Origin of the sequence: Corynebacterium ammoniagenes DSM 20306 (assembly GCF_001941425.1) — a bacterium.
Taxonomy (GTDB): Bacteria; Actinomycetota; Actinomycetes; order Mycobacteriales; family Mycobacteriaceae; genus Corynebacterium; species Corynebacterium ammoniagenes.
Genome location: NZ_CP009244.1, coordinates 747,346 through 772,157, shown reverse-complemented (window position 1 = coordinate 772,157; position 24,812 = coordinate 747,346). Strand labels below are relative to the sequence as shown.

Genomic DNA, 24,812 nt, shown 5'->3' with positions numbered 1-24,812 from the left:
TTTGAGTGGTTATTTAACCAAAGCGCGTTGGAAATTAGACCTATCTGTATGCCTTCCTCCGCCACTTTTTCGGGCGTCCAAACCAATGAATTAGAAGATGCGACGGAGTTTATTAAGCAGGATTCCGTTGTCCTGACCATTGCCATTGCCTTTAAAGACCGTGAAGATGAGCTGGCCAAGTACCTGACGCACCTCGCCGAAGCCGGGGCAGTCGCGGTAGGTATCGGCACAGGTCTGATATTTCCAACCGTGCCCCAAAGCGTTATCGATGCCGCACACGAGCTAGGGATCGGCCTTTTCGAAGTTCCGCGCCCCATCGCTTTTATTTCGATCGTTTCTGCAGTCCACCAAGAACTAAACCGCCGCAATGACATCGCACAGCGTCGTCTTTTGGATGCCCAGGAAACGCTGACGCATACCGCAACCAGGGGAAGCCTTACGGACTTACTGCATGAAACGGCCTATCTCCTTGACGGTGAACTACGCATAGTCAACGAGCGCGGAGAGGTGGTGATGGAAACTTCCCCACCGCTGGGACATAAATTTTTCACCTCCTATGACATGACCACGCACGGCGAGCGTTCGCATACCCTCAAAGCCGAATCGGAACATCCATTTAGTGCTGAAGACCGCTCCCTAATCCGGCACTGCGCCGGCCTTGCGGATATGTTGTTAGCCCGCCCGGTGGAACTTCGACAAGCGCGCAATGAACTCAATTCCTTTGCCTTGCGTCTTACACTGGGGCTTCCCGACGCCACCTCCCCCTCCCAGACGCTTCCTGCAACATTGGATTTCCCGCGCGACAAGGATGGCTTTACTCGCCCGGTCATAGCGCTCGCGGAAGATTCACGAAGTTTAGAACGTGCGCATAATGCCTTAGATGCGCAACTAGAAACGCACGGGCAATTTCTCTACACAGCGCAATTCGATAAGCACAGCTTTGTTGCCTTATTCAGTGGGGATGCGGATACCAAGGACATTGTTGCCATGTTCGGGAACTCAATGCGTGTGCTCCGCGTGGCCATCGGCAAGCGAATTGCTTCGACGGAGCTTGCATTTGACCACGTCCAAGAACTCTTAGATCGTGCTCGCCCCTTACCGTTGGGTGAATACTTGTCTCCTCACAGTCAGAACATGCCGTGGCTTAATGCATCGGCTGTGCGGAAAGCTTTGGCGAGCCGGCGGCGCGAAACAATCAATGTTCTTCGCACCATTGATGCCGAGAGCAATAGCGATTTAGCCAGAACCCTTACCGTGTATCTGCGTAAAGGCGGGCAACTTAATCAAACAGCCGAGGCATTAAATGTGCACCGCCACACGGTGCGAAACCGTGTGGCGCACATTGAGAAAGTGTGCGAAATCGATCTTTCTGAACCTACAGTTTTTGCAGAACTTCTTTTCGCGGTAGTTCAAGAGTCCGCCTCTGGATCGGACTAAGAGAAAATCAATCTACCTGCGACTTCAGTGAATACTTCCACACCAGCGAGACAATCTTCCGGCTTCGTATACTCCGCTTCGTTGTGCGAGATTCCATCCTTACTCGGGACGAATAACATAACAGTGGGAACGAAATCTTTCATGTTCGTGGAGTCATGACCTGCCACGGTGAAAATTTCTTGGTAAGAAATTCCGAGCTTTTCCACAACTTCTCTGCTAAGTTCAACGCCGTCTCGCGGATACGGGTTCAGATCCCAATGATGAGTTTGATCGCATTGTATTTCAGTCTTAGATTCTGATTCTGCTGATTCAATAATGGACTGCAATTCGTCCTGCGCACTGCGCAATACGCTTGACTCTGGTGATCGTAAATCAACGTTGAATATCACTTCGCGGGCAATAGTAACCGGCGAATTTGGCTCAAGAGTCAGCTGCGAGACTGAAGCCTGCAGCTGTCCCGGTTCGAATTGATCGGTAAACCTGCGTACGGATGCAATAACTAAAGAAGCGCCAAATAGCGCATCCTTGCGGTCAGACATCAAGGTGGACCCGGTATGGCCTTGCTCGCCTTTCACAGTTAATTGGAATTTACGCGCACCCCACGTGGCAGTTACTAATCCAATCTGATTGCCCGCATGTTCTAGCTCTTTCCCCTGTTCAACGTGAATTTCAGCATATTCCGAAATTACGGGAGAAGCCTGCACTGGTTGCCAATTAGCACGGCCTATTGCTTCACTGACAGTAGTTCCTGATAAATCGGTGGTGTTCAGAGCAGTCTCAAGAGACAACTTTTCAGTAAATACGGAGCTACCCATCATCGAAGGGGCAAAACGCGAACCTTCTTCATTGAACCAGTTGATAACTGCAATATTTCTTGTTGGAGTCTCCCCGGTTTGCTTAATTCGTTCTACGACTCGTGCTGCAGCATGGGCTCCAGCAAGTACACCATAAGCGCCGTCGTATCGACCAGCTAACGGTTGTGAATCCAGGTGAGATCCTAAACCGACAAACGGTAATTCAGGGTCAAATTCGAATACACCATACTGATTACCGATTTCATCGTAAGAAACTTTTGCGCCAAGCTCCTGCAGTAAGGCCTCAAACCATTTGCGGTTCGCTATGTCACCCTCGCTAGCAGCCTGACGTTCTACACCACCGCCCTCGGTTGCACCGTTTTCACTCATCGCATCAAAGTGTGCGAGGAATCGTTGGTTCCAATCTGTGCTCATTATTTTTCCTTTCGCTACTTATCTGCTTCTACCTGTATCTCAGATCAGAACTTCCCGTGAACCATTTCACCGCCGACCATGGTGCCGACGACCTCGATTGAACCAATTGATGTGCTGGCAACTTCGAGAGGGTTATCCTCCAAAAACGCGAGGTCAGCAAGCTGTCCAGGTTTAATCTGACCTTTCTTTCCACCCCACCCAGTGACATAAGCGGACCCTGCTGTGTATGCATACAGGGCTTCTGCAGCCGTAATACGTTCACTCGTGCCGTAGAGTTCTCCAGTTTCAGTTTCACGGTTTACGAACGCTTCCATGACTTTGAGCGGCGCTCCATTCGCCACTGGACGATCTGAACTTCCTGGTAGAATCATGCCTGCGTCGAGTAACCTCTTGGCTGGATATGACAAGTTAGTGCGTTCAACTCCGATTTTCTCAGCCATTGAATCCCCGAATTCGCGAATAAACCGTGGCTGCGGAACCAGAATTATTCCGTAATCCGCCATTCTCTTAATCTGATCATCTTGAACCACTCCACCGTGCTCGATGCGGTGCGGCATAGACGGTGCCCCGAAAGAATCTATTGCTTCCATTATGACGCCTATCGAAAACTCCACGGCAGCATCACCAATAGCGTGCAAGGCCAAAGACCACCCTAAAGACGCGGCTCTGAGAGCTTGACCTCTCATTTCTTCGACGTCACCCTGAAAGTATCCATGATGGGAGCAGCACTGATAGTCCTCGGACATAGCTGCTGTCGTTCCCAATAGCGAGCCATCAGTGAAAATTTTCGTGGGCCCAATCTGCAGCTTGTCGTCACCAAAACCAGTTCGCAATCCCGTGTCAATCCCGTAGCCAGGCTCTTCGCTAGTGTGACCTGAAAGATTGTGGAGTACGTCGATCGTGGGCATCAGCTGCATACGCGTTGGTATTTCGGCAGCTTGATACGCTGATATTTCACGTGGAGAGTGACCAATCCAGCCTCCAGCTACTCCGGCATCGGTAACCGAAGTCAGCCCTTCCGTCACATAATGCTGAGTCGCTCTTTCTAGAGCCTGCACCAGCTCAGAACTCGCTTCTGGTTGGAGAATGTCTTGAATAATGCGCATCGCATTTTCATCTAATAGACCGGTCGCAAGTCCATCTTGGTCTGTGACTATCTCACCTCCTTCAATCTCAACTGGGTCGCGCGGGTCAACACCAGCAATTTCGAGAGCTTTGCTATTGACCGTGTAAGCGTGCCCGGAGTTGTGTTTAATCAACAGGGGACGGCCACCAGTTGAACGATCTAATTTGTTAATTTCGAGTTCTGCGCCTTCAAGCAAATTGGGATTAAAGCCCGATGCGATTAACCATTGGGGTTTTGCTCCCAGCTGCTCAGAACCCTCATGTTTAAGTGCACCTGCTAGTGCCTCATACACAGCTCCGGGAGTTTTGGATTGACTTAAGTCAATTTCAAGGAGAGTCTGTCCAAACCACACACTGTGCGCGTGAACATCGTTGAACCCAGGGACAACTATTGCGCCCTCCGCGTCAATTTTCTCGACATTTTGAAATCGACCTGCAGATTCGTCTAATGCAATTATTTTTCCTTCGACAATTACGACCGCGTCCGCAACAGGGTTCTGCGGATCCTGAGTCAGGAATCGCGCGTTTTCTATAAGCGTAATTGGTGATTGATTTAGGGATGATCGCATCTTGAATTCCAAACTAAACGAATGACTGTGATGTACAACTCAAAGTAGTACGACTGAGTCCTAATTTGGCAATATCCCACAGAAGATGTGAATCCATTAAACTTTCCGGTCTACGATTGTGCATATGCACGAAAATCAATGGGACGAGCTTATTGAGAAGGCTTTAAATGACATGCCACTTCTCGTAGAAGACTTCATTCACGAATTCAATGAGGTCGGTCTTTACGGCGAGTCAGTAATACCCGAAAGCGAGCTTCGCTCAACCGCCCATGAAGTACTCACCCTGATACTAAAAGCGACAACTTCGAACCAAACGCAGCCGGGCCTTAAAGACCATGCGGAACAGTTCGGCAATCGCCGTGCACGACAAGACATCGACCTTCCCCAATTGGTTGACGCAATCCACTTGGATTTTAAGGTTATTTGGAATTACCTGAAGATGGCGTCGGGAGAAGAATCGCTTCCTGTACTGATTGAGCACGTAGAAAAACTCAATTATGTGGTCACCGAGTATGCCTTTTACGTCCGCACGTCATTCCAGCGGGAAGAAGCACGCAGCGCCCAGGATTTTCGTATTGCTAACTCGCGCTATCTAGATCGTCTTTTTTCATCCGACTCCTTAGGAGAACGAGGACTTAACGAAATTTCACATATCCTGGAAGTTGACGCATCCATCGAATGCGAAGTAGTTGTCTTCCATCCATCCGTTGCGGACGAAGTTCATTCGAGACTAGAACCTGCAACAGCGTCAGGAAAGGTATTCTGCCAAAGTTTCGGGACCAGCTACGTAGCATTTTGGCGGACCAAATCAACCGAAATTGAACGCCAGATCGAAAAGCTAGCGCACTTCCCCGGCATTCGCTTTGAAACCGTTGTTGGGCTTGCGGAGGTTAGAGGTGCGGTGCGTTCTTCCCCACAATTGTTCAATTCGTTCGGCCGTCCCACGGGGATAGAACCTATCAAAAACGCAATGTGGGCTGTTGCGCGCGATGCCCTGACATCCGTATATGGCCGACAGATTCATGAAATATCCGACTACCTCCATGAGCTTAGACGTGCCAAAGACCCCATCCTCGATACGGTACGGGCTTACCTTGAAACTGGCTCAATCAAACAGACTGCCCAACTTTCCTTCTGCCATCGCAACACAGTAATTAACCGAATTAAGCAATTCTCTTCCCGCTCCGGTTTGGATATAACAGTGCCAAACCAAGCTTCATTAGTAGTTGTGGCGCTATCGTCCCCGAGCTAACAGATGTGCATTCGCACAATTTTCCGTCGTCAATATTTGCCGTTTCCCTGTCTTTAAAACAATCATATGAAATGCAGGTCACATTATTTAAGGTGTTGAGATATATGTAATTGACTTTTCCAACACGTGAGGGGATCACAAAGTGAATTCGTCGACAAGCTCTTCAAACCCAGCTGCTTCCCAGCTGGACTCGGGCGAACTAAAGGAACAGATTGCTCGAGGGGCAGAAGTTGAGGTTGACCCTAAAGAAGTAGGTCGCATCGCCCGTGCGGCATTCGTTGGTACCGCCCTAGAGTGGTATGACTTTTTCCTCTTCGGTACCGCTTCGGCACTAGTTTTTAATCACCTTTTCTTCGCGGGTGTAGGTGGTGCTAATGCGACACTCGCAGCGTTCGCGACTTTCGGTGTGGGGTTCCTTGCAAGGCCACTAGGCGCGATAATTTTCGGTCACATCGGCGACAAATACGGACGGCGACCGGCCTTGATTATTTCAATCGCCGTAATTGGTGTCGCCACCGGTGTCATTGGCCTCCTACCAACTTACGGGTCCATCGGGGTATGGGCTCCGGTCATGCTCACGGTTCTTCGCCTGCTGCAGGGCGTTGCCGTTGGCGGCGAGTGGGGCGGTGCAACCACCATGGCTATTGAACATGCCCCCGAGGAAAAGCGCGGCCGCTATGCTGCACTAGTCCAAATTGGTTCACCAGTAGGCACCTTGCTCTCTTCTGGCATATTTGCCCTCATTCTGATGCTTCCACCAGAGACTGTAGATTCTTGGGCGTGGCGTATTCCGTTCTTGGTAGCATTTCCTTTCCTTGGCGTTGCTTTGTGGATTCGACTTAAAGTCGAAGAATCTCCAGTATTTGAAGCCCTGAGCGCAGTGGAGGGTGAGGAAAAAGAGAAGGGATCATTGAAAGATCTCTTCCGCGACTATTTACCTCAGTTAGCGCTAGCAACCGCAGCGGCACTGCTCGGCATTGGCGGGTTCTTCGTCATGAGTACGTATGTACTTAGCTATGCAACAGAATCATTAGGGCTTGACCGCCAAATGGTCGTCAATGCCACTCTTCTGGGCGCTATCTGCCAAATCTTCATTAATCTCTTCTTCGGCCGCCTGGGTGAAAAGTTCGGGCCGGGTCGCATTATCGGCTGGGGCGGCGTTGCGACCGCACTTCTATCTTGGCCAATCTGGGCCATGATTGATTCTGGCAACGCCATAGCATTGACCATCGCCGTCTGCTTAGGTATCTCCTCTGTCACTATTACCTATTCAGTCTCTGGTGTCCTTTTGTCCGAACTGTTTCCGGCCAAGATGCGTTACTCCGGAGTAGCAATTAGTGCCAACGTTGCAGGAGCGATTTCCGGACTACTGCCCTTCATTGCAACCTGGATGAACTCCACTAATGAGCAGCCAAGCTCAACCCCCGGCATCGTAATTCTTGTGATTGTCGCGCTGATTACCGCCATAGGCGGATTTGTGGGCGAAAAATATCGCGTTAAAGACAACGTCGTACGCCAAGATAGCTAAGCAGATTCCGCACAGCACGCTGTTCGGGCTACCAATTGAGATTTGAAAGGTCACAACAATGACATCCGTGAATCAAGACCGAATGCACGTTGGTCAGGCAATCGTTGCTGCCTTGAAAACACACAACGTCAATCGAGTTTTTGAGGTTCCTGGTGAGAGCTTCCTGCCGGTATTGGACGGGCTCTATGAAGCTGAGATCGAAACGATTGTTTGCCGCCACGAAGGTGGGGCTGCATATATGGCAGAAGCGCATGGAAAGTTAACCAATACTCCCGGAGTCGCCATGGTCACGCGAGGGCCAGGCGCAGCGAATGCATTGATTGGAATCCACACCGCGTGGCAGGACGCTACTCCACTAGTATTATTCATCGGCTTGATCCCAAACTCAGACCGAGACCGCGAGTCTTTCCAAGAGTTCGATCCGAAGGCTTGGTTCGGAACGCAGACGAAGCAGGTCTTCGTCCTCGATGATCCTTCACGCACCCATGAAGTTGTCGCACAAGCATTCCACCTAGCGATGTCTGGCCGCCCCGGCCCGGTAGTTGTCGGCCTACCAGAGGACATACTTTACGAACCATTCGAAGGCACAATAGTTTCGCCCATCCCCGTAAGTAGCGGCGCAGTGTCAAATAAAGATCTGGAATTTGTCCAAGACGCACTTCATAAGGCGAAGCAGCCCCTACTATACGTCGGTGGTCCGGGATGGACTCCGCAGTCTTCAAATGCTTTGACCAAGTTTGCCGAAGAAAACAAGATCCCGGTGCTGCATGACTGGCGCGCTACTGATCGTGTTCCATTTGATAGCCCAGCCAACGCTGGCTGGTTAGGCTACGGACGCTCCGATACTGCCGCAGACGTTTTTCAATCCGCGGATCTGGTGATTGCTATCGGGGCGCTCTTTACCGACGTTCCTACAGACGGCTATCAGCTCCGTCAAACCCCAGACTCTAAGAATATATTTGTCAATATCGACGCGAACCTGCACGGGAATTCCGCTCCAGTAACTCGGCATATCCTCGCCAACCCTGAGGAATTTGTTGGCGACCTCGATAATATTGCGATGAGAGAACAACTGAATTCTCAGTGGTTCGAAGACGCGCACCATGCACACATGAAATTCTCGGCTCCTGTTACCGTAGAGCCGCTGCGCAACACACGGCCTGGAACGGTGAATATGGAGGTTGTTTTTGACGAGCTCCAAAAACAGCTAGATGACTCTGCCTTGTTTACCTTTGGTGCCGGAAATCACTGCATCTGGGCTCAACGTTACTTACGTACCCAGCAGTATCCGTCGCAGCTAAGTGTGAAGAACGGCTCGATGGGCTACAGCGTTCCCTCAGCTACAGCTTCAGCTTTGGAAGACCCCTCACGTACCGTCGTGACAATCGCAGGTGACGGAGAGTTCCTCATGAATTCCCAAGAACTAGCCACCGCCGTTCAGCACGACGCGCCGATTCTGATTGTCGTCTTCTCTAACGGTGAGTTCAGTACTATTCGCGATCACCAAGAAAATCACTTCCCACACCGTGTATCCGGCACCCAAGTCGACAATCCGGATTTCGCAAAGGTTGCCGAAGGATATGGAGCTTTCGGACAAGCTCTAACTTCCAATGACGACGTTGCAGCTGCAATTCAACAAGCATTGGTTTCCGTGAAAGAAGAAAAACGGTCTGCCTTGATTAACGTCATTACGGATCAAAATCTTTCCTTACCGGCCAATTGATCATCAGGAAGCAAGCTCCAGTGACGGGAGTCTCAACAAGGCCAGATCCACGCTAATCTCTCATACGGGAGATACAATTGTTTTGCTTGGGTTAACCATTAGTGCACTTGCAAGACTCTTTCATAAGGCACTATCGATCTGTTGTTAGTAATATTCCCATCCCCACAGGAGCTTTCATGTCTCGTTCTTTCTTCCGTTCCTCCCTTGTTGCCGCATCGGCTGCAGCCACGGCATTCGTTTTGGTAGCGTGCTCAGAACCAACCGAAGGCGGAAGTGATGCTGCGGCTGACTCCACGGGAGCTTCCAGCGATGAGCAGATCACGCTCACGGTTTATACCTCGGAGCCAGAAGAAAAAGTCGATGAGATCAATTCTGCGTTCATGGAAGCGCACCCAGATATCACTGTCGAGGTCTATCGCGCGGGCACGGGTGATCTCAATGCCCGAATTGCATCGGAAAAAGAATCAGGTGACATCGAAGCAGATATCTTATGGGCTGCTGATTCCCCAACCTTCGAAGGCTACGCAGCAGAGGGCGACCTTGCGGAGCTAGAAAATGTCGACACTGAAGGCATCATGGAGGAAGTCGTCGACGAAGAAGGATTTTATGTCGGCACCCGAATCATTCCCACGGTGATTGCCTACAACACTGATGTCATCAGCGAAGACGAAGCGCCGAAGTCCTGGCAGGACCTGCTGGATCCAAAGTACAAGGATCAACTTGTCATGCCGGATCCGGCGGTTTCTGGTGCGGCAGCCTTCAATGCCTCCGTGTGGCTTGAATCTGATGAGCTCGGCGAAGACTGGATTACCGCACTAGGTGAAAATCAACCAATGATTGCCCAGTCCAATGGCCCAACATCGCAGGAAATTGCTTCAGGTTCACGTCCGGTCGGTGTAGTTGTGGATTACCTCGTGCGTGACTTGGCTGAGGCAGGCTCCCCCATCGCCACTGCCTACCCAGAAGAAGGCTCACCGTACATCACGGAGCCGGCAGGTATCTTCGAAGCTTCAGAGAATAAGGAAGCCGCCGAGGCGTACATCAACTTCCTGCTGTCCGAAGAAGCACAAGAAATCGCAGTTGACCAGGCCTACCTACCGGTACGCGAATCCGTGGATACCCCGGAGGGCACTCCAGCACTCGCAGATATCAACCTGCTCAACCCTGATTTGGAAGCAGTAACTGAAGGTCAAGACGCCGCGGTTGCCACATTCCAGGATGCTATGAAGTAAATCTTTCCTTCCCTTTTATGCGATTACTCTCCTCTCTTTCTATTTTCCGCCTCGGCGTCTGGCTCATCATCGTAGGGCTTTTCCTCATCCCCTTATCCCTGGTGGTCAGCCTAGCACTGGGCGGGAATCAAATTCCCATCCTGCTTGAACAAGGACTGGGGACTGCAGCGTGGAACTCGCTGTATACCACCGTGCTATCAGCACTGGGTGCGGTGATCATTGGAACCTTGGTGGCGCTTGCCATTGACCGGCTCGATACCCACGGTGCGAGATGGCTGCGCTTGCTGCTGCTGTCACCGCTGCTTGTGCCGCCATTTATTGGCGCCATCGCGTGGATGCAGCTCTTTGGCCCATCTCAGGGAGTAAACCGTTGGTTTGGCCAGGAGATATGGAATATCTATGGTGCCGATGGCGTCACGCTATTGCTGATTGTGCACTCCTATCCCATGGTCTACATCATCGTTTCCAATGGCTTACGGTCGCTTCCGAGCGATCTCGAACAGGCCGCACGAATTTCTGGGGCATCGAGCTTTACGGCGCTGCGCACGATTACCCTGCCGCTTCTTCGGCCCGCGTTGCTTTCAGCGTTCACGTTGACGGCGGTGGCAAATTTATCGGATTTCGGTATCCCGGCTCTGCTGGGCTCGCCAGCCCGCTTTGAAACTCTGGCGACGATGGTTTATCGCTTCATGGACTCCGGTACCGTCGACAACCCGCTCCAGGTTGTCTCCACCATCGGTGTGGTGCTGCTATTTCTTGGCATCGCCGCCGTGTTCGCCGACCATCTGGTGGCCCGTTTTTCGGCATCCTCATTGCAGGATACTGGCGCTACCGCGCGCATGGAGTTGGGTACCGCACGCACACCGGTAAGCATTATCGCGTGGGTGGGGGCGGTACTCATCACCGTCGCCCCCATCATCGGCTTGGGCTACCTCGCACTGCTTCCCGCGCCTGGTGTGCCGTTTACTATGAAGACTATTTCACTTCAGAACTTTGCCAGCGCCCTGGGCAACCCGCGCGTTGTCGATGGCTTTCAAAATTCTCTGATTCTGGCTCTTGGCGCGGCGATAGTTTGCGGCATCTTGGGCTGGCTCGTAGGAATTCTGGTGACTAGAACGAAGCTTTTCGGCAATACCGCGTTAACGCTATTAGTCCTGCTTCCCACCGCGCTTCCGGGTCTTATCATCGGTGTTGCGTGGCTGATTTTTGGCCGCTACACAGGCATTTACAACACCATATGGGTCATTCTTGGAGCATATATTTGTGCGTTTACGGCACTCGTGCTGCAGGCGGTGCGAGCGCCGCTGCAAAATACGCCGATTGCGGTGGAAGAAGCCGCAAGGATTTCGGGTGCAGGCCCAGTCCGCGCGCTATTTAGCACCACCGGTTTTATGACCATCCCCGCTGCCATATCTGGCGCAGTATTAGTGTTGGTTACTGCTATTCGAGAGCTCACCGTATCGATTTTGCTCATTGCACCAGGTACCACAACCTTGGGTGTGCAGGTATTTAACCTGCAACAAGCCGGCAACTACAACCAAGCTTCTGCACTGTCGTTGATGTTCATGTTGGTGGGCATCATCGCGCTGTCTATTACCTTGAAGTCACCGAAAGTAAGGTCATAACCCATGTCTGCCATATCTTTACGCGAGCTTGACGTGACATTTCCGGATGGCACCAAGGGTCTACAAGACATCAGCCTCGATATCACACCCCATGAATTTGTCGCGCTGGTCGGCCCGTCTGGTTCCGGTAAGACCACGCTCTTGCGCACTATCGCCGGCTTCGTGCATCCCAGCGCTGGCACCGTGCATGTCGGTGGCAAAGATCTAACCGGAGTTGCTCCGGAAAATCGTGGCATGGGCATGGTTTTTCAACAACATGCTGTCTGGCCGCATATGAGCGTGGCCGATAATGTGGGCTACCCGTTGAAATTTACCAAGGATTCTTCCCAGTCCCGGAAGGAAAAAGTCCAGCGCACCTTAGCCTTGGTGGGCCTGGATGGTTTTGATCAGCGCCGGCCGAGCAGCTTATCCGGCGGCCAGCGCCAACGCGTGGCTTTAGCGCGTGCAATTATCGCAGACCCCACCGTGCTGCTTCTCGATGAAGCATTATCCGCGCTCGATGAACCCTTGCGCGATATTTTGCGCCGCGAGCTCGTAGCTTTGACCAAGCGCGTCGGACTGACGACGGTGCACGTTACCCACGATCGCAGCGAAGCCTTGGCGATTGCCGATCGCATCGTGGTCTTACAAGAAGGCCGGATTGAGCAGATTGCGACGCCAGAAGACCTTTTGGTGCGCCCGCAGTCTGCGCATGTCGCGGCATTCATTTCTGATGCCACGATTATTCCCGCGGAACTTAGCGCCGATGGCGCGCACTCTCAGGCGCTGGGTATGACGTGGGAATCAGACATGATTGAGGATTTCTCCTCTGCTACGCCTTCTCCTAGTTCTACGGAAGTAAAGCTTGCTTTATTGCCTTTCGATGCCCAGTTGGTAGCAGCCGATACTCCCGGCGCGATTGCGGCCACGCTCGAATCAGTGCTTTTTGAACGTGACCATTTCAGCATCACCGCCACCAATGGTGATTTCACCTTCCGCACTACTAGCACTCGGCGGCCAGCTATTGGGGACAGCGTCGGAATCAAACCTCACCGATTGCTCAGTTACCCTGCCTAATTGCATGTCTTCTACCCCAGCATCGCGGTTGGTAATAGCACCACGACTGGTGCGAGGATGAGTCCTAATAGGATGAAAGACTTCCAGCTGATGGTGACATCGGCGCGGCGAAGCTGGTCGTGCCACAACAGCGTGGCCAAGCTTGCCCACGGCGTAATAATCGGTGCGGCGTTGACACCGATGAGCAGCGCGATATAGCTTGCGGGAGTGCTGACCATCGGTTCTAAAAATAAAAAGGCCGGAATGTTATTCATCAGATTCGCCGTGATACCGCCAGCTCCGGCAATCGAGACCAGCTCCGCGAAACTACTCGGGTTATCCGGGGTGAGCGTGCCTAGCCAGGTTGCAACACCGGTGGAGTGAACCACCGCTGCAATGGCAGAAATCACGGTGACCAGGAGCAAGGAATTCCAGGGAACCAAATCAACAGTCACTAGCTCCCGGTTACGGGATATGCAGGCGAGCAGAACGATGATGGCAGCGATGGTGCTGCTAAGCCAATACGGAATGGGGGAAGCAAGCACGGGCATTAAAACGCCGACGACGACTGCGCAGATAATGAGCAAACGCCGGTGCTGATAATTCGCACTGGTGGCGGTGCTGGCGTGGTCATCGCGGTATGTGCTTGCTTGCGCGTGATAAAGCGTGAGTATCGCAGCCGCAGCGATGACAAGGACAATGGCGCACAGCGCGGGCTTCCAGGAATGACTGAGGTAATCAAAAGTTCCGCTAAACGCATTGGAACTCAGTGCCAAAAGGTTGGTCAGATTCGACACCGGCAGCGGTAGTGATGCCACATTGGCAATCCACACGACGGCGAAAGCCACACCGACTACGGGAATCTTATTGCGCCGGGCAAGCGGGATGGCCAACGCCGTAATCATGACTGCGGTGGTATCCAGCGATAAGAAGACGGTGACCACCACTGCCACAACGACCAACAGGATCCATAAGATGACCGGCCGGGCTACGCGGTGCTGGGGAGCAAGCTTTTCTAACCGCGCGACGGCTTCTTCAAATAGTCCTACTTGCGAAGACACATTGACCACGACTGAAATGGCAATGACGAAAATGAAAATCGGGAGCAGGCGTGCGCCCAGATCCAACAACCCAGATGTGTCCCGCACACCAAGCACAGCCAGTGCCAGGACAGACAGAAGGCCTAAGAAAGCCGTGGCGCTGAAACGATTAGTCACGGGCTCATCATAAGCACACCGTGGCCAGATTGTGGTCCCCGAGCCCCACTGAAAAAGTTAACGTGGAGTTAATAAAACCTACCCCCTCCCTGCCTTTCAAAACCACTGGTTAACGTGGCGCAATGTGAGATACTGGGGGTGGCAGCTTCATAAATTGGTGAGCCGCAACACTTGACACTCCAAAAGTGCACTGGCTAGGTTTAGATTCATACACAATGCAAACGTTTGCATAGCGTAGATCCGGTTACCTCACACTCACGCAAAGGAGCATGATATGGTGACTGCTCCGACCACGCTGCGGGATATCGCCCAAGCATGTGGTGTTTCTGTCTCCACCGTATCCCGCGCGCTGGCTAATAATCCGGCAATTGCGAAAAAGACTCGGGAATCAATCCAATCCCTCGCCAAGGAACTGGACTACCGGCCTAATGCGCAGGCACGCGCGTTGAAAAGCTCCCGCACTGATGCGATAGGCGTGGTTATTCCCAGCCTTATTAACCCATTTTTTGCCGCCATGGCCGCTGCCATTGAAGATGAAGCGAATCAGGCAGGCTATGCCACCATCATTACCAGCAGCGGTGAAAACACTCCGAAGATGGAAGAAGCCATTGAGGCCCTGCGCGCCCGCCAAGTCGATGGCATTCTCGCAGTGCCGCACTCCGATTCCGCGGAGATGCTCGAACACGTTGCCCGCTCTACTCCCCTGCTCTTTGTTGACCGCTATATCGAAGGCAGCAACATTCCCGCAGTAGTCTCAAATTCAGCACCGGGTCTGAAAGCAGCGCTGCAGGCCTTAGCCGAACGCGGTCACCGCAAAGTGGGTTATCTCGCAGGTCCGCAAACCACCTCCACGGGTCTGGAGCGGTTGAAAGAATTCCGCTCGTTTTCCGAAGAGTTGGGCTTGGAATACATCATCCACCACGGCGGCTACCTCCATGAGGAAGGCTTTTTGGGAACCCAGAAACTCCTTGCGCAAAAGCCCACGGCAATTATCGCAGGCGATTCAATGATGACCTTTGGTGCCTTGGAGGCGCTGTACCGGGAACACGTAGACATCGGTAAGCAAATTGCTCTTGTCGGCTTTGATGACTTTGTCTTCATGCGCATCCAACCCGCGCCGGTCTCCATCATTGACCAAAGCGTGGAAGAGATGGGCAGGATTGCACTACGCAACCTGGTGGCATCGTTCGGCGGCAAATCTCCCCCGCAATCCGCGGTGGTTGAAACCCGCTTTATTCCTCGCGAATCCATCGACTTTTCTCCCTAAAACTTCTGCAAGGAGGTGCACACAATGCCCGATAACAAAGACGACAACACCGTTCTTCAACTAGTGAATGTCTCCAAATCCTTCGGCCCCGTCAACGTCATTAAAGACGTCACCTTGTCCGTTCACCGCGGCGAGGTCCAAGCCTTGCTCGGTGAAAATGGTGCTGGCAAGTCCACGCTGATCAAAATGATTGCTGGCGTGCATGAGCCCGATTCCGGAAAAATTCTTATCGATGGCTCCGAAGTCACCATCACATCCACTAAAGACTCCGAAGCGCATGGCATTGCCACCATCCACCAAGAGCTCAACTTGGTGCCCACGCTCTCGGTCGCCGAAAACATCATGTTAGGCCGCACCCCGAAGCGCTTTGGTTTGGTCAATTACAAACACCTCAATGCGCAAGCGCAGGCAGCACTCAACCTCATTGGTTTGGATGTCCCGCTCAAACAACCCGTAGGTGAGCTGGGTATTGCAAAGCAGCAGCTCATCGAGATTGCGAAAGCACTGTCGATGAATGCCCGCATCCTGATTTTGGATGAGCCCACCGCAGCTTTGACTGGCAAGGAAGTTGACGCCCTATTCGCCATCATCGAAGAGCTCAAAGCCAAGGGCGTGGCGATGGTATTTATCTCCCACCACCTTGATGAACTGGCGCGCATTGCCGATACCATTTCTATTTTGCGCGATGGTGAGTTCGTCGCTGAGGTACCTGCCTCCACGGATGAGGACACCTTAGTCCAGCACATGGTGGGCCGCGCGATTGAAGACCAGTACCCACGCGGGGTTATTCCTGAAGCAGGAGCACCCCTGCTGGAAGTATCGGGATTAACCTCGGAGGGCAAATTCGACGATGTCTCTTTCACCGTGCACGCGGGTGAAATTGTTGGCCTGGCAGGCTTGGTCGGCGCCGGGCGTACCGAAGTGGTGCGCGCGATTGCCGGGGCGGATAAATATGATTCGGGCACAGTCAATGTCTCCGGTAAAAAGCTCAAGGCTGGCGATGTTCAGTCCGCGATTCGCGCTGGCATTGGCCATATTCCCGAAGACCGCAAGGGCCAAGCGTTAGTTCTCGATGGCACGGTTAATGAAAACCTGGGCTATGCCACCTTGGCCGCAACCGCCAAGGCTGGACTGGCTGACCGCTCCGGGCAAAAGCGCCGGGCACAAGACGTGGCTGAAAAGCTGCGCATTCGCATGGCCAATATCGATCAGCCCATCCGTAACCTTTCTGGCGGCAACCAGCAAAAGGCCGTCTTTGGCCGCTGGGTGCTGGCTAACTCCAAGGTTTTGTTGCTGGATGAACCCACCCGCGGCGTGGACGTGGGCGCCAAGGTGGAAATTTATAACATCATCAATGAAATCACCGCCAACGGTGGTGCGGTGCTCATGGTCTCTTCCGATTTGCCGGAAGTCTTAGGTATGTCCGATCGCATCATGGTTATGTCCGGCGGGAAAATCGCCGGCGAACTGCCCAAAGACACCAGCCAAGACGACATCATGGCTTTGGCCGTATCCAATCTTTCATCCGCCGCCAGCGCCGAATCAGTCCACGATCATGACCATGACGCAGCCTTTTCCACTCTTAAGGAGGATTCCCAGTGACCACCGCTCTCAACTCTTCGCCCACTGCGGCACCCAAACCCAAAAAGCAACAGAATAAGTTTCTTGCTTGGGTGATGAACAATGGTGCTCTCGTTGGGCTCATCATCTTGTGCGTCGCGTTGTTTATTGCCACGCCACACTTTTTGACCGTCAATAACTTCCTCAATATCGGCATCCAGGCCGCCACCGTGGCCATCTTGGCCTTTGGCATGACTTTTGTCATCATCACCGCCGGCATTGACCTTTCGGTCGGCTCCGTTGCTGCGCTGGGAGCGATGGTCTCCGCGTCCTTCTTTACCGATGTCAACATGCCGGGCTGGTTGACGTTGATCGCCGGTCTGCTCACGGGCCTGTTGGCGGGTGCCATCTGCGGCATCGCCACTGCTTATGGCAAGATTCCCTCCTTCATTGCCACACTCGCCATGATGTCCATTGCACGTGGTGCCACCTTGGTCATCTCTGATGGCTCCCCCATCGGCACCGCACCGACGGTGAACTGGTTGGGCTCAACCGTTGCCGGTATCCCAATTCCCATTGTCATGATGGTCATCGCAGGTCTTATCTGCTGGTTCATCTTGGAGCGCACCGTGCTGGGACGGTCCATGTACGCCATCGGCGGCAACCTCGAAGCCGCACGTCTTTCGGGCCTGCCCGTCAAGCGCATCCAAATCATTGTCTTTGGACTCTCTGGCCTTTTCGCCGCTCTGGCTGGCTTAGTCATGGCGGGGCGTTTAAGTTCCGCGCAGCCCCAGGCCGGCGTGGGCTATGAGCTCGATGCGATTGCTGCTGTGGTCATCGGTGGTGCATCGCTAGCTGGCGGTCAAGGCCGTGCGACCGGAACGTTGGTTGGTGCACTGCTGTTGGCTGTAATCCGCAATGGATTGAACCTGCTCAATGTGTCGTCGTTCTGGCAACAAATTGTCATTGGTTTGGTCATTGCCCTAGCCGTTGGCTTCGATGTCATCCGCAATAGAACCGCGCAATAAGAAACTTTCTAACTTCATATTGTCTCCTGTGCTTTTCCCACTCACCTACTTCACTTCAAAGGACTGCTCATGTTTTCTCTTTCCACCACCGCACGCAAGGCACTAGCTATCACCTCCATCGCTGCCCTTTCCTTGGGCGCTGCCGCATGTAACCGCGGCGAAAGCTCCGATGGCGAAGGCGGCGGATCTGTCACCCTGGCGCTGTCGACGCAGACCAACCCATTCTTCGTCGAATTGCGCGACGGCGCACAGGCTAAGGCTGATGAACTCGGCATTGAACTAGACGTCCAGGATGCCTCCGATGACGCAGCAACCCAGGCGGACCAGCTGCGCAATGCGGAAACCTCCGGCGCTGACGTGGTCATCGTCAACCCCACTGATTCCGATGCCGTTGGCTCCGCTGTGGAATCCCTCAACAACGCGGACATCCCAGTCATCGCCGTGGACCGCTCCTCCAACGCTGGCGACGTCGCAAGTTTCGTTGCTTCCGATAACGTCGCCGGCGGCAAGCAAGCAGCACAAGCACTGGCTGAGTCCATCGGCGAAGAAGGCGACATCCTCGTCTTGCAGGGCATCGCTGGTTCTTCCGCCTCCCGTGACCGCGGCCAAGGCTTTGAAGAAGGCATCGCCGAGTACCCAGACATCAACGTCGTCGCTAAGCAAACTGCTAACTTCGACCGCACCGAAGGGCTTAACGTCACCACCAACCTCTTGCAGGCCAACCCCAATATCAAGGCCATTTTCGCAGAAAATGATGAGATGGCCCTCGGCGCTATCGAAGCCTTGGGCGCCCGCGCTGGCGAGGAAATCAAGGTCTTCGGCTTTGACGGCACCGAAGACGGTCTCGCCGCTGTCGAAGAAGGCACCTTGGAAGGCACCATCGCGCAGCAGCCCGATGAGCTGGGTGCACGCGCGGTAGAGCAGGCCGCCACCCTCTTGGAAGGTGGCACCGCTGAAGCAGAGGTCCCCGTGGAGGTTGTCACCGTCACGGGCGAGAATGTCGCTGAGTTCAAGTAAATTCAGTGACCATGGGAAACTTAACTGTAGTTGGATCCATCAACGCCGACCTCACCTCGCGTGTAACCCGCCACCCCAAACCGGGTGAGACCTTGCTGGGTGCCGGTGGCGGCATCACCGCCGGCGGCAAGGGCGCTAACCAAGCTGTTGCCGCGGCGTATTTGGGAGCAGACGTGAAATTCGTCGGCGCGGTCGGACATGATCCCTATGTGGAGCCTGCGCTCAAGCACCTGCGCGACTCGGGCGTGAATTTGGACGATGTCGCGGAAGTCGATGACACCACGGGACTCGCCATTATCACCGTCTCCGATGATGGCGAAAACACCATCGTGGTTATTCCCGGCGCGAATGCACACGTCGATGGCTCTTTCGTCGAGGAGCGCCGCGCGACTATCGCCGATGCTGACATCGTGTTGCTGCAAGGCGAAATTCCCGCGGACGGTTTTGCCGCCGCGGTCAACGCTGCGCAGGGCCGGGTCATTACCAATCTGGCCCCGGTAATCAGGGTCGATGAGCAGGCATTGCTCGCGGCCGATCCACTGCTTGCCAATGAGCACGAAGCAGGGTTGATTCTTACCCAGCTTGGCATTCCAGTGACATCGGAGGAGCCGAAAGCTCTGGCGCAGTTGCTTATCGATGCCGGCTTTAGCTCCGTTGTTCTCACCCTCGGCGCCAGCGGCGCATTGGTGGCAACTGGAGAAAAGCTCATTGATATCCCAACGCCAAAGGTCACGGCTGTCGATACCACTGGCGCAGGCGATGCCTTCGCTGGCGCTTTGTGCGCACGCCTTTTGGAAGGCGATGACTTGGTCCAAGCAGCGACATTCGCAGCGCGCGTGGGTGCTACATCGACGCTGGCTAATGGCGCACAAGCCTCCTACCCTCACCCGCACGACGTTCTTCCCGAGGTCAATCATGCTTAAACGCGGACTCATTAATCCTCAGCTCAATGAAGCACTGTCCTATCTGGGGCACACGGACTCGGTAGTCTTTGCCGATGCCGGGCTGCCGCTTCCAGAAGAGGTCACCGTTGTCGATCTGAGCATTACCTTTGGCCTTCCCACCATGGACGCGGTCTTACGCGCCGTCATGGCAGAGTTGGTAGTAGAAGGAGCGACCATCGCGACAGAAAGCTCGCAGGAGTTTATCTCTGTTGTGCAAGAAACCGGCAAGCTTGCCGATGCCGCGATTTCTACCATCACCCACGAAGAGCTCAAAGCGCAGCTTCACGATGCCAAGCTGATCATCCGCACGGGCGATACCACCCCATTTGCGAATGTCATTTTCCGCTGCGGAGTACCTTTTTAGGTCTAAGACCAGGGCGGTGGTCCGCACCAAGACGGTGGTCCATAATGAAGGAATGAGTAACATCATTCGCGTTGTGGCCGCCGTCTTTTGCCGTGATAATAAGGTTCTCGCCTGCCGCAAAGCCCCCGGTACTTCTCTTGCCGGATACTGGGAGTTTCCCGGCGGCAAGATTGAATCCGGGGAAACTCCCGAGCAAGCCCTCGCCCGAGAGATCACCGAAGAGCTCTCGATAACAGCACACGTGGGTAAGAAAATCACTACCACGACGTATGAGTATTCTTTTGCCACGATTGAGCTGACCACGTATTACTGCGACATCACCCAGGGCTCACCACAATTATCGGATCATGATGAAACCCGCTGGGTTACCGCTGACCAAGCGCGCGAATTGATGTGGGCACCAGCTGATATCCCGGCGGTGGAACTGGTGGTGCAATCTCTGTGAGCACCGCTAATAATGATTCGGCCTTGCCCTTTGGCATTTATGAAACTCCCGTGACCGCGAGGGTTCGCCACAGACTAAAACACACCAAGGCGCTGCATCCTCATGCGGGCGTGCACATCGCTGATAGCACCGATGAAGAAATCGCGCAGCGCTATCAAGTCGCAGTATCACGCGGAATCTCACGCGTGCTTGAGCAGCGCCTAGGCGAGCTGAGTGATCCTGCGCAGCGACTGTCCTTGATTAACAGCATCACAGCACTATTAGGTGCACAAGAAGAAATCCACTCTGAAGAACTGCTCTCCGCGATTTTCGACAATGAGCTTGCTTCTCCTCCAGCACTTCCCGAAGTACCTTTTCATTCCACCGCGCTTTTTACCAATGCAGTTGATGAAACCAATATGTCCACGGAATTGGCACGCGAAATTAAGACCGCTGATTCGGTCGATTTGCTGTGTGCCTTCGTTAAAAACTCTGGTATCTCCGTGCTCAATGATCAACTAGAGTTTTTGCGTGACCACAACATTCCGCTGCGGGTTATTACCTCAACATACTGTGGGGCAACCGAGGCCACCGCTGTTGAAGCACTAGTTAAGCGCTATGGCGCAGAAGTTCGTGTGTGTTACGAGCACAAAAGCACCCGCCTGCATGCCAAAGCGTGGCTATTTCGGCGCAATTCCGGATTCGATACCGCTTTTATCGGCAGTTCCAATCTCTCTCGCTCTGCGCTTATCGATGGCTGGGAGTGGAATGTCCGAGGCTCTAGCCCGACCACGCCGGAAATCATCGATAAGTTCATCAAGACCTTTGATTCCTACTGGCACGACAGCCACTTCAAGTCATTTGTGCCGCAACGTGATTTTCAGCTGCTGAAGGACAGCCTTATTCAGGCGCGAGGCGGCGGCCGAGAAGATCAGCAATTAGAACTGTCGGGGCTTCGGGTTGAGCCCTACCCCTACCAGCAGGAAATGTTGGAAGCGCTCGAATCCGAACGACAAGTCAAAGACCGACACCGCAATCTCCTCGTCGCAGCAACTGGTACCGGAAAGACCGTCGTTGCTGCGCTGGACTACCGCAACTACAGCGAGTCACTTGGGCGTAGACCCCGACTGCTTTTTATTGCCCACCAAGAAAGAATTCTCCAACAAGCCCAAAGAACATACCGCGAGGTGCTGAGCGATGCCTCCTTCGGCGAGCTCTTCGTCGGTGGGCAACGCCCACGCGAATGGGACTTTGTCTTCGCTAGCGTGCAATCGCTCAAGCAACCGGTGTTGGATAAATTATCCGCAGAACACTTCGAGTTCGTGGTCATTGATGAATTTCACCACGCCGAGGCATCGACTTACCGGCGTTTGTTAAATCATCTCCAACCGCAAGAGCTTTTAGGATTGACAGCCACTCCCGAGCGCTCCGACGGTGAAAGCGTACAGAAATTCTTCGACTACCGAGTATCGCATGAACTGCGACTTTGGGATGCATTGCACCTGCAGCTTCTAACACCGATGCACTATTACGGCATTGCCGACGGCACGGACCTTACCGGTTTGACGTGGAATCGAAATAAGCAGGCATACGATGCCACGGAGCTCAGCGACTTGTACGTGCACGCGGGAGCAAAGCGCACGAGATTTATCATCGCTGAAATAGAAAAACGCGTCATTGATATCTCTCAGCTCAAAGCCTTAGGCTTTTGTGTTTCCATCAAGCACGCCGATTTTATGGCCGAACAATTTACCGCTTTTGGCCTTCCTGCCCGAGCTATCCACGGTGGCACTTCCCTGTCTGAGCGCAATCGAGCAATTGCGGATCTACGGTCGGGAATGATCAAAGCTATCTTCTCCGTGGATCTATTCAACGAAGGCGTCGATATCCCAGAGGTCAATACCTTATTGCTGCTGCGTCCCTCGCAATCCCCGGTGTTGTTTATCCAACAACTAGGCCGTGGCCTGCGGCTATCGCACGGCAAAGACGCCTGCGTGGTGTTGGATTTTATCGGACAACAGAACCAGCAATTCGACTTCACTGAGCGTTATCAAGCTCTAACGAAAAAGCGTGGGGCTCACCTCGTCACGGAAATCGAGGCAGGGTTTCGTTCCATGCCTGCAGGCTCCAATATCAGCTTGGATCGCGTCACCCAAGAACAAGTCTTAAGAAATATTCGCAATGCATCGAGTAATTCGCTGAAGAAGATTAAGGCCTTAGCTTTCGAAATCCGCACCACAGATCTTTCCGAGTTCTTGGCAGAATCTGGAATTTCCATCAGCGATATTTACAAATCTCGTGGCGCCAACCAGTATTCCTGGACTCGCCTGCTCCGCGAGACGAGGTCTTTGCCAGCGAAGCTTGGCGAACCAGATGACACCGAAGAATTCTTGCTCAAAAGATTGCGCGCAATGCTCCACATCAATGATCTCACGCGTGCTGAGTACTATGTCCGCCTGCTGGATCCAGCAGCGGCTGACCCAGCAGAATTAGACGACACGGAGAAAATTTATGCTCGGATGCTCGTGCTGTCTTTTTGGGCGAATCAACCCAGAAAGTTGCTCCCTAACGATTTCACGGACGCTTTAAGACTTTTGCGCCGCTACCCTGCCGTGCGCGACGAATTACGACAAATCATGGACTACGCGATCAATTCTTCGCGAGTGCTCCCCGAAGCCTCCGGCATTAGCGTTTTGCAATCGCACGCCGATTACTCCCTAGCGGAATTGATGGGTGCCTTAGAAGATAAACCGTTAGCTGACATGGTTTCTTTACCTCGTGAAGGTGTTCGTCACTTCGCACCACTGCGTACGGATTTATTCCTCGTGACGTTTAAAAAACGCGAGGGTATTAGCGCCGCCACGGATTACCGCGACTACCCCATCTCCCCGGACCTGTTGCATTGGGAGTCTCAAAATCAAACTTCACTCAGCAGCGCATCCGGGCAACGCTATATCCACCATCAACAGCGCGGGCAGACTATTGCCATCGCCACACGCTTTCATAACGAGAACGATGTCGGCACGGCATCGGCCTATACATTTTTGGGCAAGGTGGACTATGTCTCCCACCGCGGCGAAAAGCCCATTCAGTTCGAATGGGCTCTAGAGCGCTCAATGCCGAAGAAGGTCTTTGTCGATGGCCGCACCGTCGCTTAATACAACTGCCGTGCGCAAATAGCGCTTGCAGTCTTTATCCTTGTCGCCGTTGATAAGCTCTTCAACGGTGGCAGGGACTTCTTCCAAAGCAATGGGCGCGGAGATGACAGCGTTCCAATCAATGCCGCTATGCGCAAGAAAGTCCACGGCTTCTTGTAAATGGCGCGGCTCATAATTATGAACACCGGTTATGGTCTGCCAATTACGCACCAAGGTCTCCGGGTTCACGTTGATGGCGGCGCTGGTCGCCACACTGCCAGCTAGTACAGCACGGCCGCCGATATCCAGCGAAGAAATAGCGGTGTTAACCCCAGCGTTGACTCCGGAGAAATCAAAAGCAATATCGATACTGCCGCTATCTACTGCCTCTTCAGCCGGGTCGAAAGCGTGCACCCCGCCCAGGGCACTCGCCCACTGACGACGCTCCGGGTTGGGGTCGGAAGCATAGACTGCACTCGCCCCACGTTGAATCGCGACATCACAGGCAATAAGGCCCAACATTCCTAAGCCAACAATAAGTACGCGCTGACCGCGCAGATCCCCGCCTGCTTCTACCGCTGCCATCACGGTGGCGCCCGCGCACGAGGCTACAGAGGCAGTGGTGTTCGCAATAGCATCGGAAAGCACTGCGACCGGCTGGTTCTTCCGCAGTAGAATGTGCGTGGCATAGGTACCCGATAATGGCCACTGGCTGTTGAAAGCCTCATGCCCCGTTTTTAAAACGCTGCGGCATTTCGCAGTGCGTCCCTGCTGGCAGCGGTCGCATTCTAGACACGGCGCGGTGACAGAAAAGGTCACGCGCTGTCCGATTTCTAAGTCTGGATTTTTGGTCTCCACCACCACCCCGGCGCCTTCATGCCCCAGGACGGATGGGCAGGGTTGACTGCGCCGACCGGAAATGGTGTGCAAATCCGAACCACAAATGGTGGCGGCGTTTAAGCGAATAAGGCTTTCACCGTCGTGTAATTCTGGCTCTGCCAGGGCGACGAATTCAAAATTCTGCGCTCCTGTCCACACCAGTGCACAAATCGGTTCAGTCGGGACGGTGGTTTCCATGGGTCTTCCTTTAACAGGGCTG

The 24,812-nt window shown here is 53.5% G+C and carries 19 protein-coding genes; 15 read left to right on the top strand and 4 right to left on the bottom strand.

All coding sequences use genetic code 11. The features are described 5' to 3' along the window. Nucleotides 1–48 precede the first annotated feature (48 nt). Nucleotides 49–1,437, top strand: a complete 1,389-nt coding sequence (locus CAMM_RS03665; protein WP_232051030.1) for a PucR family transcriptional regulator — start codon at nt 49–51, stop codon at nt 1,435–1,437. Here the strand turns inward: CAMM_RS03665 and CAMM_RS03660 are convergent. Next, nucleotides 1,434–2,666 carry a M20 family metallo-hydrolase gene (locus CAMM_RS03660; protein ID WP_003849482.1) on the bottom strand — a complete coding sequence of 411 codons (1,233 nt, stop codon included), beginning with the start codon at nt 2,664–2,666 and terminating at the stop codon, nt 1,434–1,436. The genes CAMM_RS03665 and CAMM_RS03660 overlap by 4 nt on opposite strands. Before the next feature lie 44 nt (nt 2,667–2,710). After that, nucleotides 2,711–4,360 carry an amidohydrolase gene (locus CAMM_RS03655; protein ID WP_003849486.1) on the bottom strand — a complete coding sequence of 550 codons (1,650 nt, stop codon included), beginning with the start codon at nt 4,358–4,360 and terminating at the stop codon, nt 2,711–2,713. Between the two features lie 124 nt (nt 4,361–4,484). Between CAMM_RS03655 and CAMM_RS03650 the strand changes: the two genes are divergently transcribed. The 6 genes from CAMM_RS03650 to CAMM_RS03625 all read left to right on the top strand — a co-directional run bounded on the left by CAMM_RS03650 (nt 4,485) and on the right by CAMM_RS03625 (nt 12,776). Continuing rightward, nucleotides 4,485–5,612 (top strand): helix-turn-helix domain-containing protein, encoded by a 1,128-nt coding sequence (locus CAMM_RS03650; protein WP_003849487.1) that lies wholly within the window; start codon nt 4,485–4,487, stop codon nt 5,610–5,612. A gap of 142 nt (nt 5,613–5,754) precedes the next feature. Beyond that, nucleotides 5,755–7,140 (top strand): MFS transporter, encoded by a 1,386-nt coding sequence (locus tag CAMM_RS03645; protein ID WP_003849490.1) that lies wholly within the window; start codon nt 5,755–5,757, stop codon nt 7,138–7,140. A 58-nt stretch (nt 7,141–7,198) separates the two neighbouring features. Next, on the top strand, nt 7,199–8,863 hold the full coding sequence (locus tag CAMM_RS03640; protein ID WP_232051029.1) for a thiamine pyrophosphate-dependent enzyme: 1,665 nt from the start codon (nt 7,199–7,201) through the stop codon (nt 8,861–8,863). 176 nt (nt 8,864–9,039) lie between these two features. Beyond that, complete coding sequence (locus CAMM_RS03635) at nt 9,040–10,095, top strand: ABC transporter substrate-binding protein (RefSeq protein WP_003849494.1); 1,056 nt, start codon at nt 9,040–9,042, stop codon at nt 10,093–10,095. A 17-nt stretch (nt 10,096–10,112) separates the two neighbouring features. Beyond that, nucleotides 10,113–11,720: an ABC transporter permease gene (locus tag CAMM_RS03630; RefSeq protein WP_075761519.1), complete on the top strand. Its 1,608-nt coding sequence runs from the start codon at nt 10,113–10,115 to the stop codon at nt 11,718–11,720. 3 nt (nt 11,721–11,723) lie between these two features. Further along, on the top strand, nt 11,724–12,776 hold the full coding sequence (locus CAMM_RS03625; RefSeq protein WP_003849499.1) for an ABC transporter ATP-binding protein: 1,053 nt from the start codon (nt 11,724–11,726) through the stop codon (nt 12,774–12,776). An 11-nt stretch (nt 12,777–12,787) separates the two neighbouring features. Here CAMM_RS03625 and CAMM_RS03620 read toward each other — a convergent pair whose 3' ends face one another. Next, entirely contained in the window at nt 12,788–13,972 is a 1,185-nt protein-coding gene (locus tag CAMM_RS03620; RefSeq protein WP_003849502.1) for an ArsB/NhaD family transporter, read from the bottom strand. Nucleotides 13,973–14,246: 274 nt separating this feature from the next. On the opposite strand from CAMM_RS03620, the gene CAMM_RS03615 reads away from it, so the two are divergent. From CAMM_RS03615 to CAMM_RS03580, 8 genes are all read left to right on the top strand, one after another. After that, on the top strand, nt 14,247–15,239 hold the full coding sequence (locus CAMM_RS03615) for a LacI family DNA-binding transcriptional regulator (protein ID WP_003849504.1): 993 nt from the start codon (nt 14,247–14,249) through the stop codon (nt 15,237–15,239). A 24-nt stretch (nt 15,240–15,263) separates the two neighbouring features. Then, nucleotides 15,264–16,841: a sugar ABC transporter ATP-binding protein gene (locus tag CAMM_RS03610; RefSeq protein WP_003849505.1), complete on the top strand. Its 1,578-nt coding sequence runs from the start codon at nt 15,264–15,266 to the stop codon at nt 16,839–16,841. A 74-nt stretch (nt 16,842–16,915) separates the two neighbouring features. Then, on the top strand, nt 16,916–17,827 hold the full coding sequence (locus tag CAMM_RS03605; RefSeq protein WP_040356461.1) for an ABC transporter permease: 912 nt from the start codon (nt 16,916–16,918) through the stop codon (nt 17,825–17,827). 69 nt (nt 17,828–17,896) lie between these two features. Continuing rightward, on the top strand, nt 17,897–18,844 hold the full coding sequence (locus CAMM_RS03600; protein WP_003849508.1) for a D-ribose ABC transporter substrate-binding protein: 948 nt from the start codon (nt 17,897–17,899) through the stop codon (nt 18,842–18,844). Between the two features lie 11 nt (nt 18,845–18,855). Then, a complete protein-coding gene (locus CAMM_RS03595) occupies nt 18,856–19,767 on the top strand; it encodes a ribokinase (RefSeq protein WP_003849509.1) in 912 nt (303 codons plus the stop codon). Continuing rightward, a complete protein-coding gene (rbsD, locus tag CAMM_RS03590; RefSeq protein ID WP_003849510.1) occupies nt 19,760–20,152 on the top strand; it encodes a D-ribose pyranase in 393 nt (130 codons plus the stop codon). Before CAMM_RS03595 ends, rbsD begins: the two co-directional genes overlap by 8 nt. Before the next feature lie 52 nt (nt 20,153–20,204). After that, nucleotides 20,205–20,597, top strand: a complete 393-nt coding sequence (locus CAMM_RS03585) for a (deoxy)nucleoside triphosphate pyrophosphohydrolase (protein ID WP_003849511.1) — start codon at nt 20,205–20,207, stop codon at nt 20,595–20,597. Beyond that, nucleotides 20,594–23,734 carry a DUF3427 domain-containing protein gene (locus CAMM_RS03580; RefSeq protein ID WP_003849512.1) on the top strand — a complete coding sequence of 1,047 codons (3,141 nt, stop codon included), beginning with the start codon at nt 20,594–20,596 and terminating at the stop codon, nt 23,732–23,734. The genes CAMM_RS03585 and CAMM_RS03580 overlap by 4 nt, the downstream gene beginning before the upstream one ends. Here CAMM_RS03580 and CAMM_RS03575 read toward each other — a convergent pair. Beyond that, nucleotides 23,690–24,790 carry a zinc-binding dehydrogenase gene (locus tag CAMM_RS03575; protein WP_003849513.1) on the bottom strand — a complete coding sequence of 367 codons (1,101 nt, stop codon included), beginning with the start codon at nt 24,788–24,790 and terminating at the stop codon, nt 23,690–23,692. The genes CAMM_RS03580 and CAMM_RS03575 overlap by 45 nt on opposite strands. Nucleotides 24,791–24,812 lie beyond the last annotated feature (22 nt).

Bases quoted from the DNA above. Each gene is read 5' to 3' on its own strand.
- CAMM_RS03650 (WP_003849487.1), top strand. From the start codon at position 4,485: ATGCACGAAAATCAATGGGACGAGCTTATTGAGAAGGCTTTAAATGAC.
- CAMM_RS03640 (WP_232051029.1), top strand. From the start codon at position 7,199: ATGACATCCGTGAATCAAGACCGAATGCACGTTGGTCAGGCAATCGTT.
- CAMM_RS03635 (WP_003849494.1), top strand. From the start codon at position 9,040: ATGTCTCGTTCTTTCTTCCGTTCCTCCCTTGTTGCCGCATCGGCTGCA.
- rbsD (WP_003849510.1), top strand. From the start codon at position 19,760: ATGCTTAAACGCGGACTCATTAATCCTCAGCTCAATGAAGCACTGTCC.
- CAMM_RS03600 (WP_003849508.1), top strand. From the start codon at position 17,897: ATGTTTTCTCTTTCCACCACCGCACGCAAGGCACTAGCTATCACCTCC.
- CAMM_RS03605 (WP_040356461.1), top strand. From the start codon at position 16,916: ATGAACAATGGTGCTCTCGTTGGGCTCATCATCTTGTGCGTCGCGTTG.
- CAMM_RS03610 (WP_003849505.1), top strand. From the start codon at position 15,264: ATGCCCGATAACAAAGACGACAACACCGTTCTTCAACTAGTGAATGTC.
- CAMM_RS03630 (WP_075761519.1), top strand. From the start codon at position 10,113: ATGCGATTACTCTCCTCTCTTTCTATTTTCCGCCTCGGCGTCTGGCTC.
- CAMM_RS03595 (WP_003849509.1), top strand. From the start codon at position 18,856: ATGGGAAACTTAACTGTAGTTGGATCCATCAACGCCGACCTCACCTCG.
- CAMM_RS03585 (WP_003849511.1), top strand. From the start codon at position 20,205: ATGAGTAACATCATTCGCGTTGTGGCCGCCGTCTTTTGCCGTGATAAT.
- CAMM_RS03660 (WP_003849482.1), bottom strand. From the start codon at position 2,666: ATGAGCACAGATTGGAACCAACGATTCCTCGCACACTTTGATGCGATG.
- CAMM_RS03665 (WP_232051030.1), top strand. From the start codon at position 49: ATGCCTTCCTCCGCCACTTTTTCGGGCGTCCAAACCAATGAATTAGAA.
- CAMM_RS03615 (WP_003849504.1), top strand. From the start codon at position 14,247: ATGGTGACTGCTCCGACCACGCTGCGGGATATCGCCCAAGCATGTGGT.
- CAMM_RS03575 (WP_003849513.1), bottom strand. From the start codon at position 24,790: ATGGAAACCACCGTCCCGACTGAACCGATTTGTGCACTGGTGTGGACA.
- CAMM_RS03655 (WP_003849486.1), bottom strand. From the start codon at position 4,360: ATGCGATCATCCCTAAATCAATCACCAATTACGCTTATAGAAAACGCG.
- CAMM_RS03625 (WP_003849499.1), top strand. From the start codon at position 11,724: ATGTCTGCCATATCTTTACGCGAGCTTGACGTGACATTTCCGGATGGC.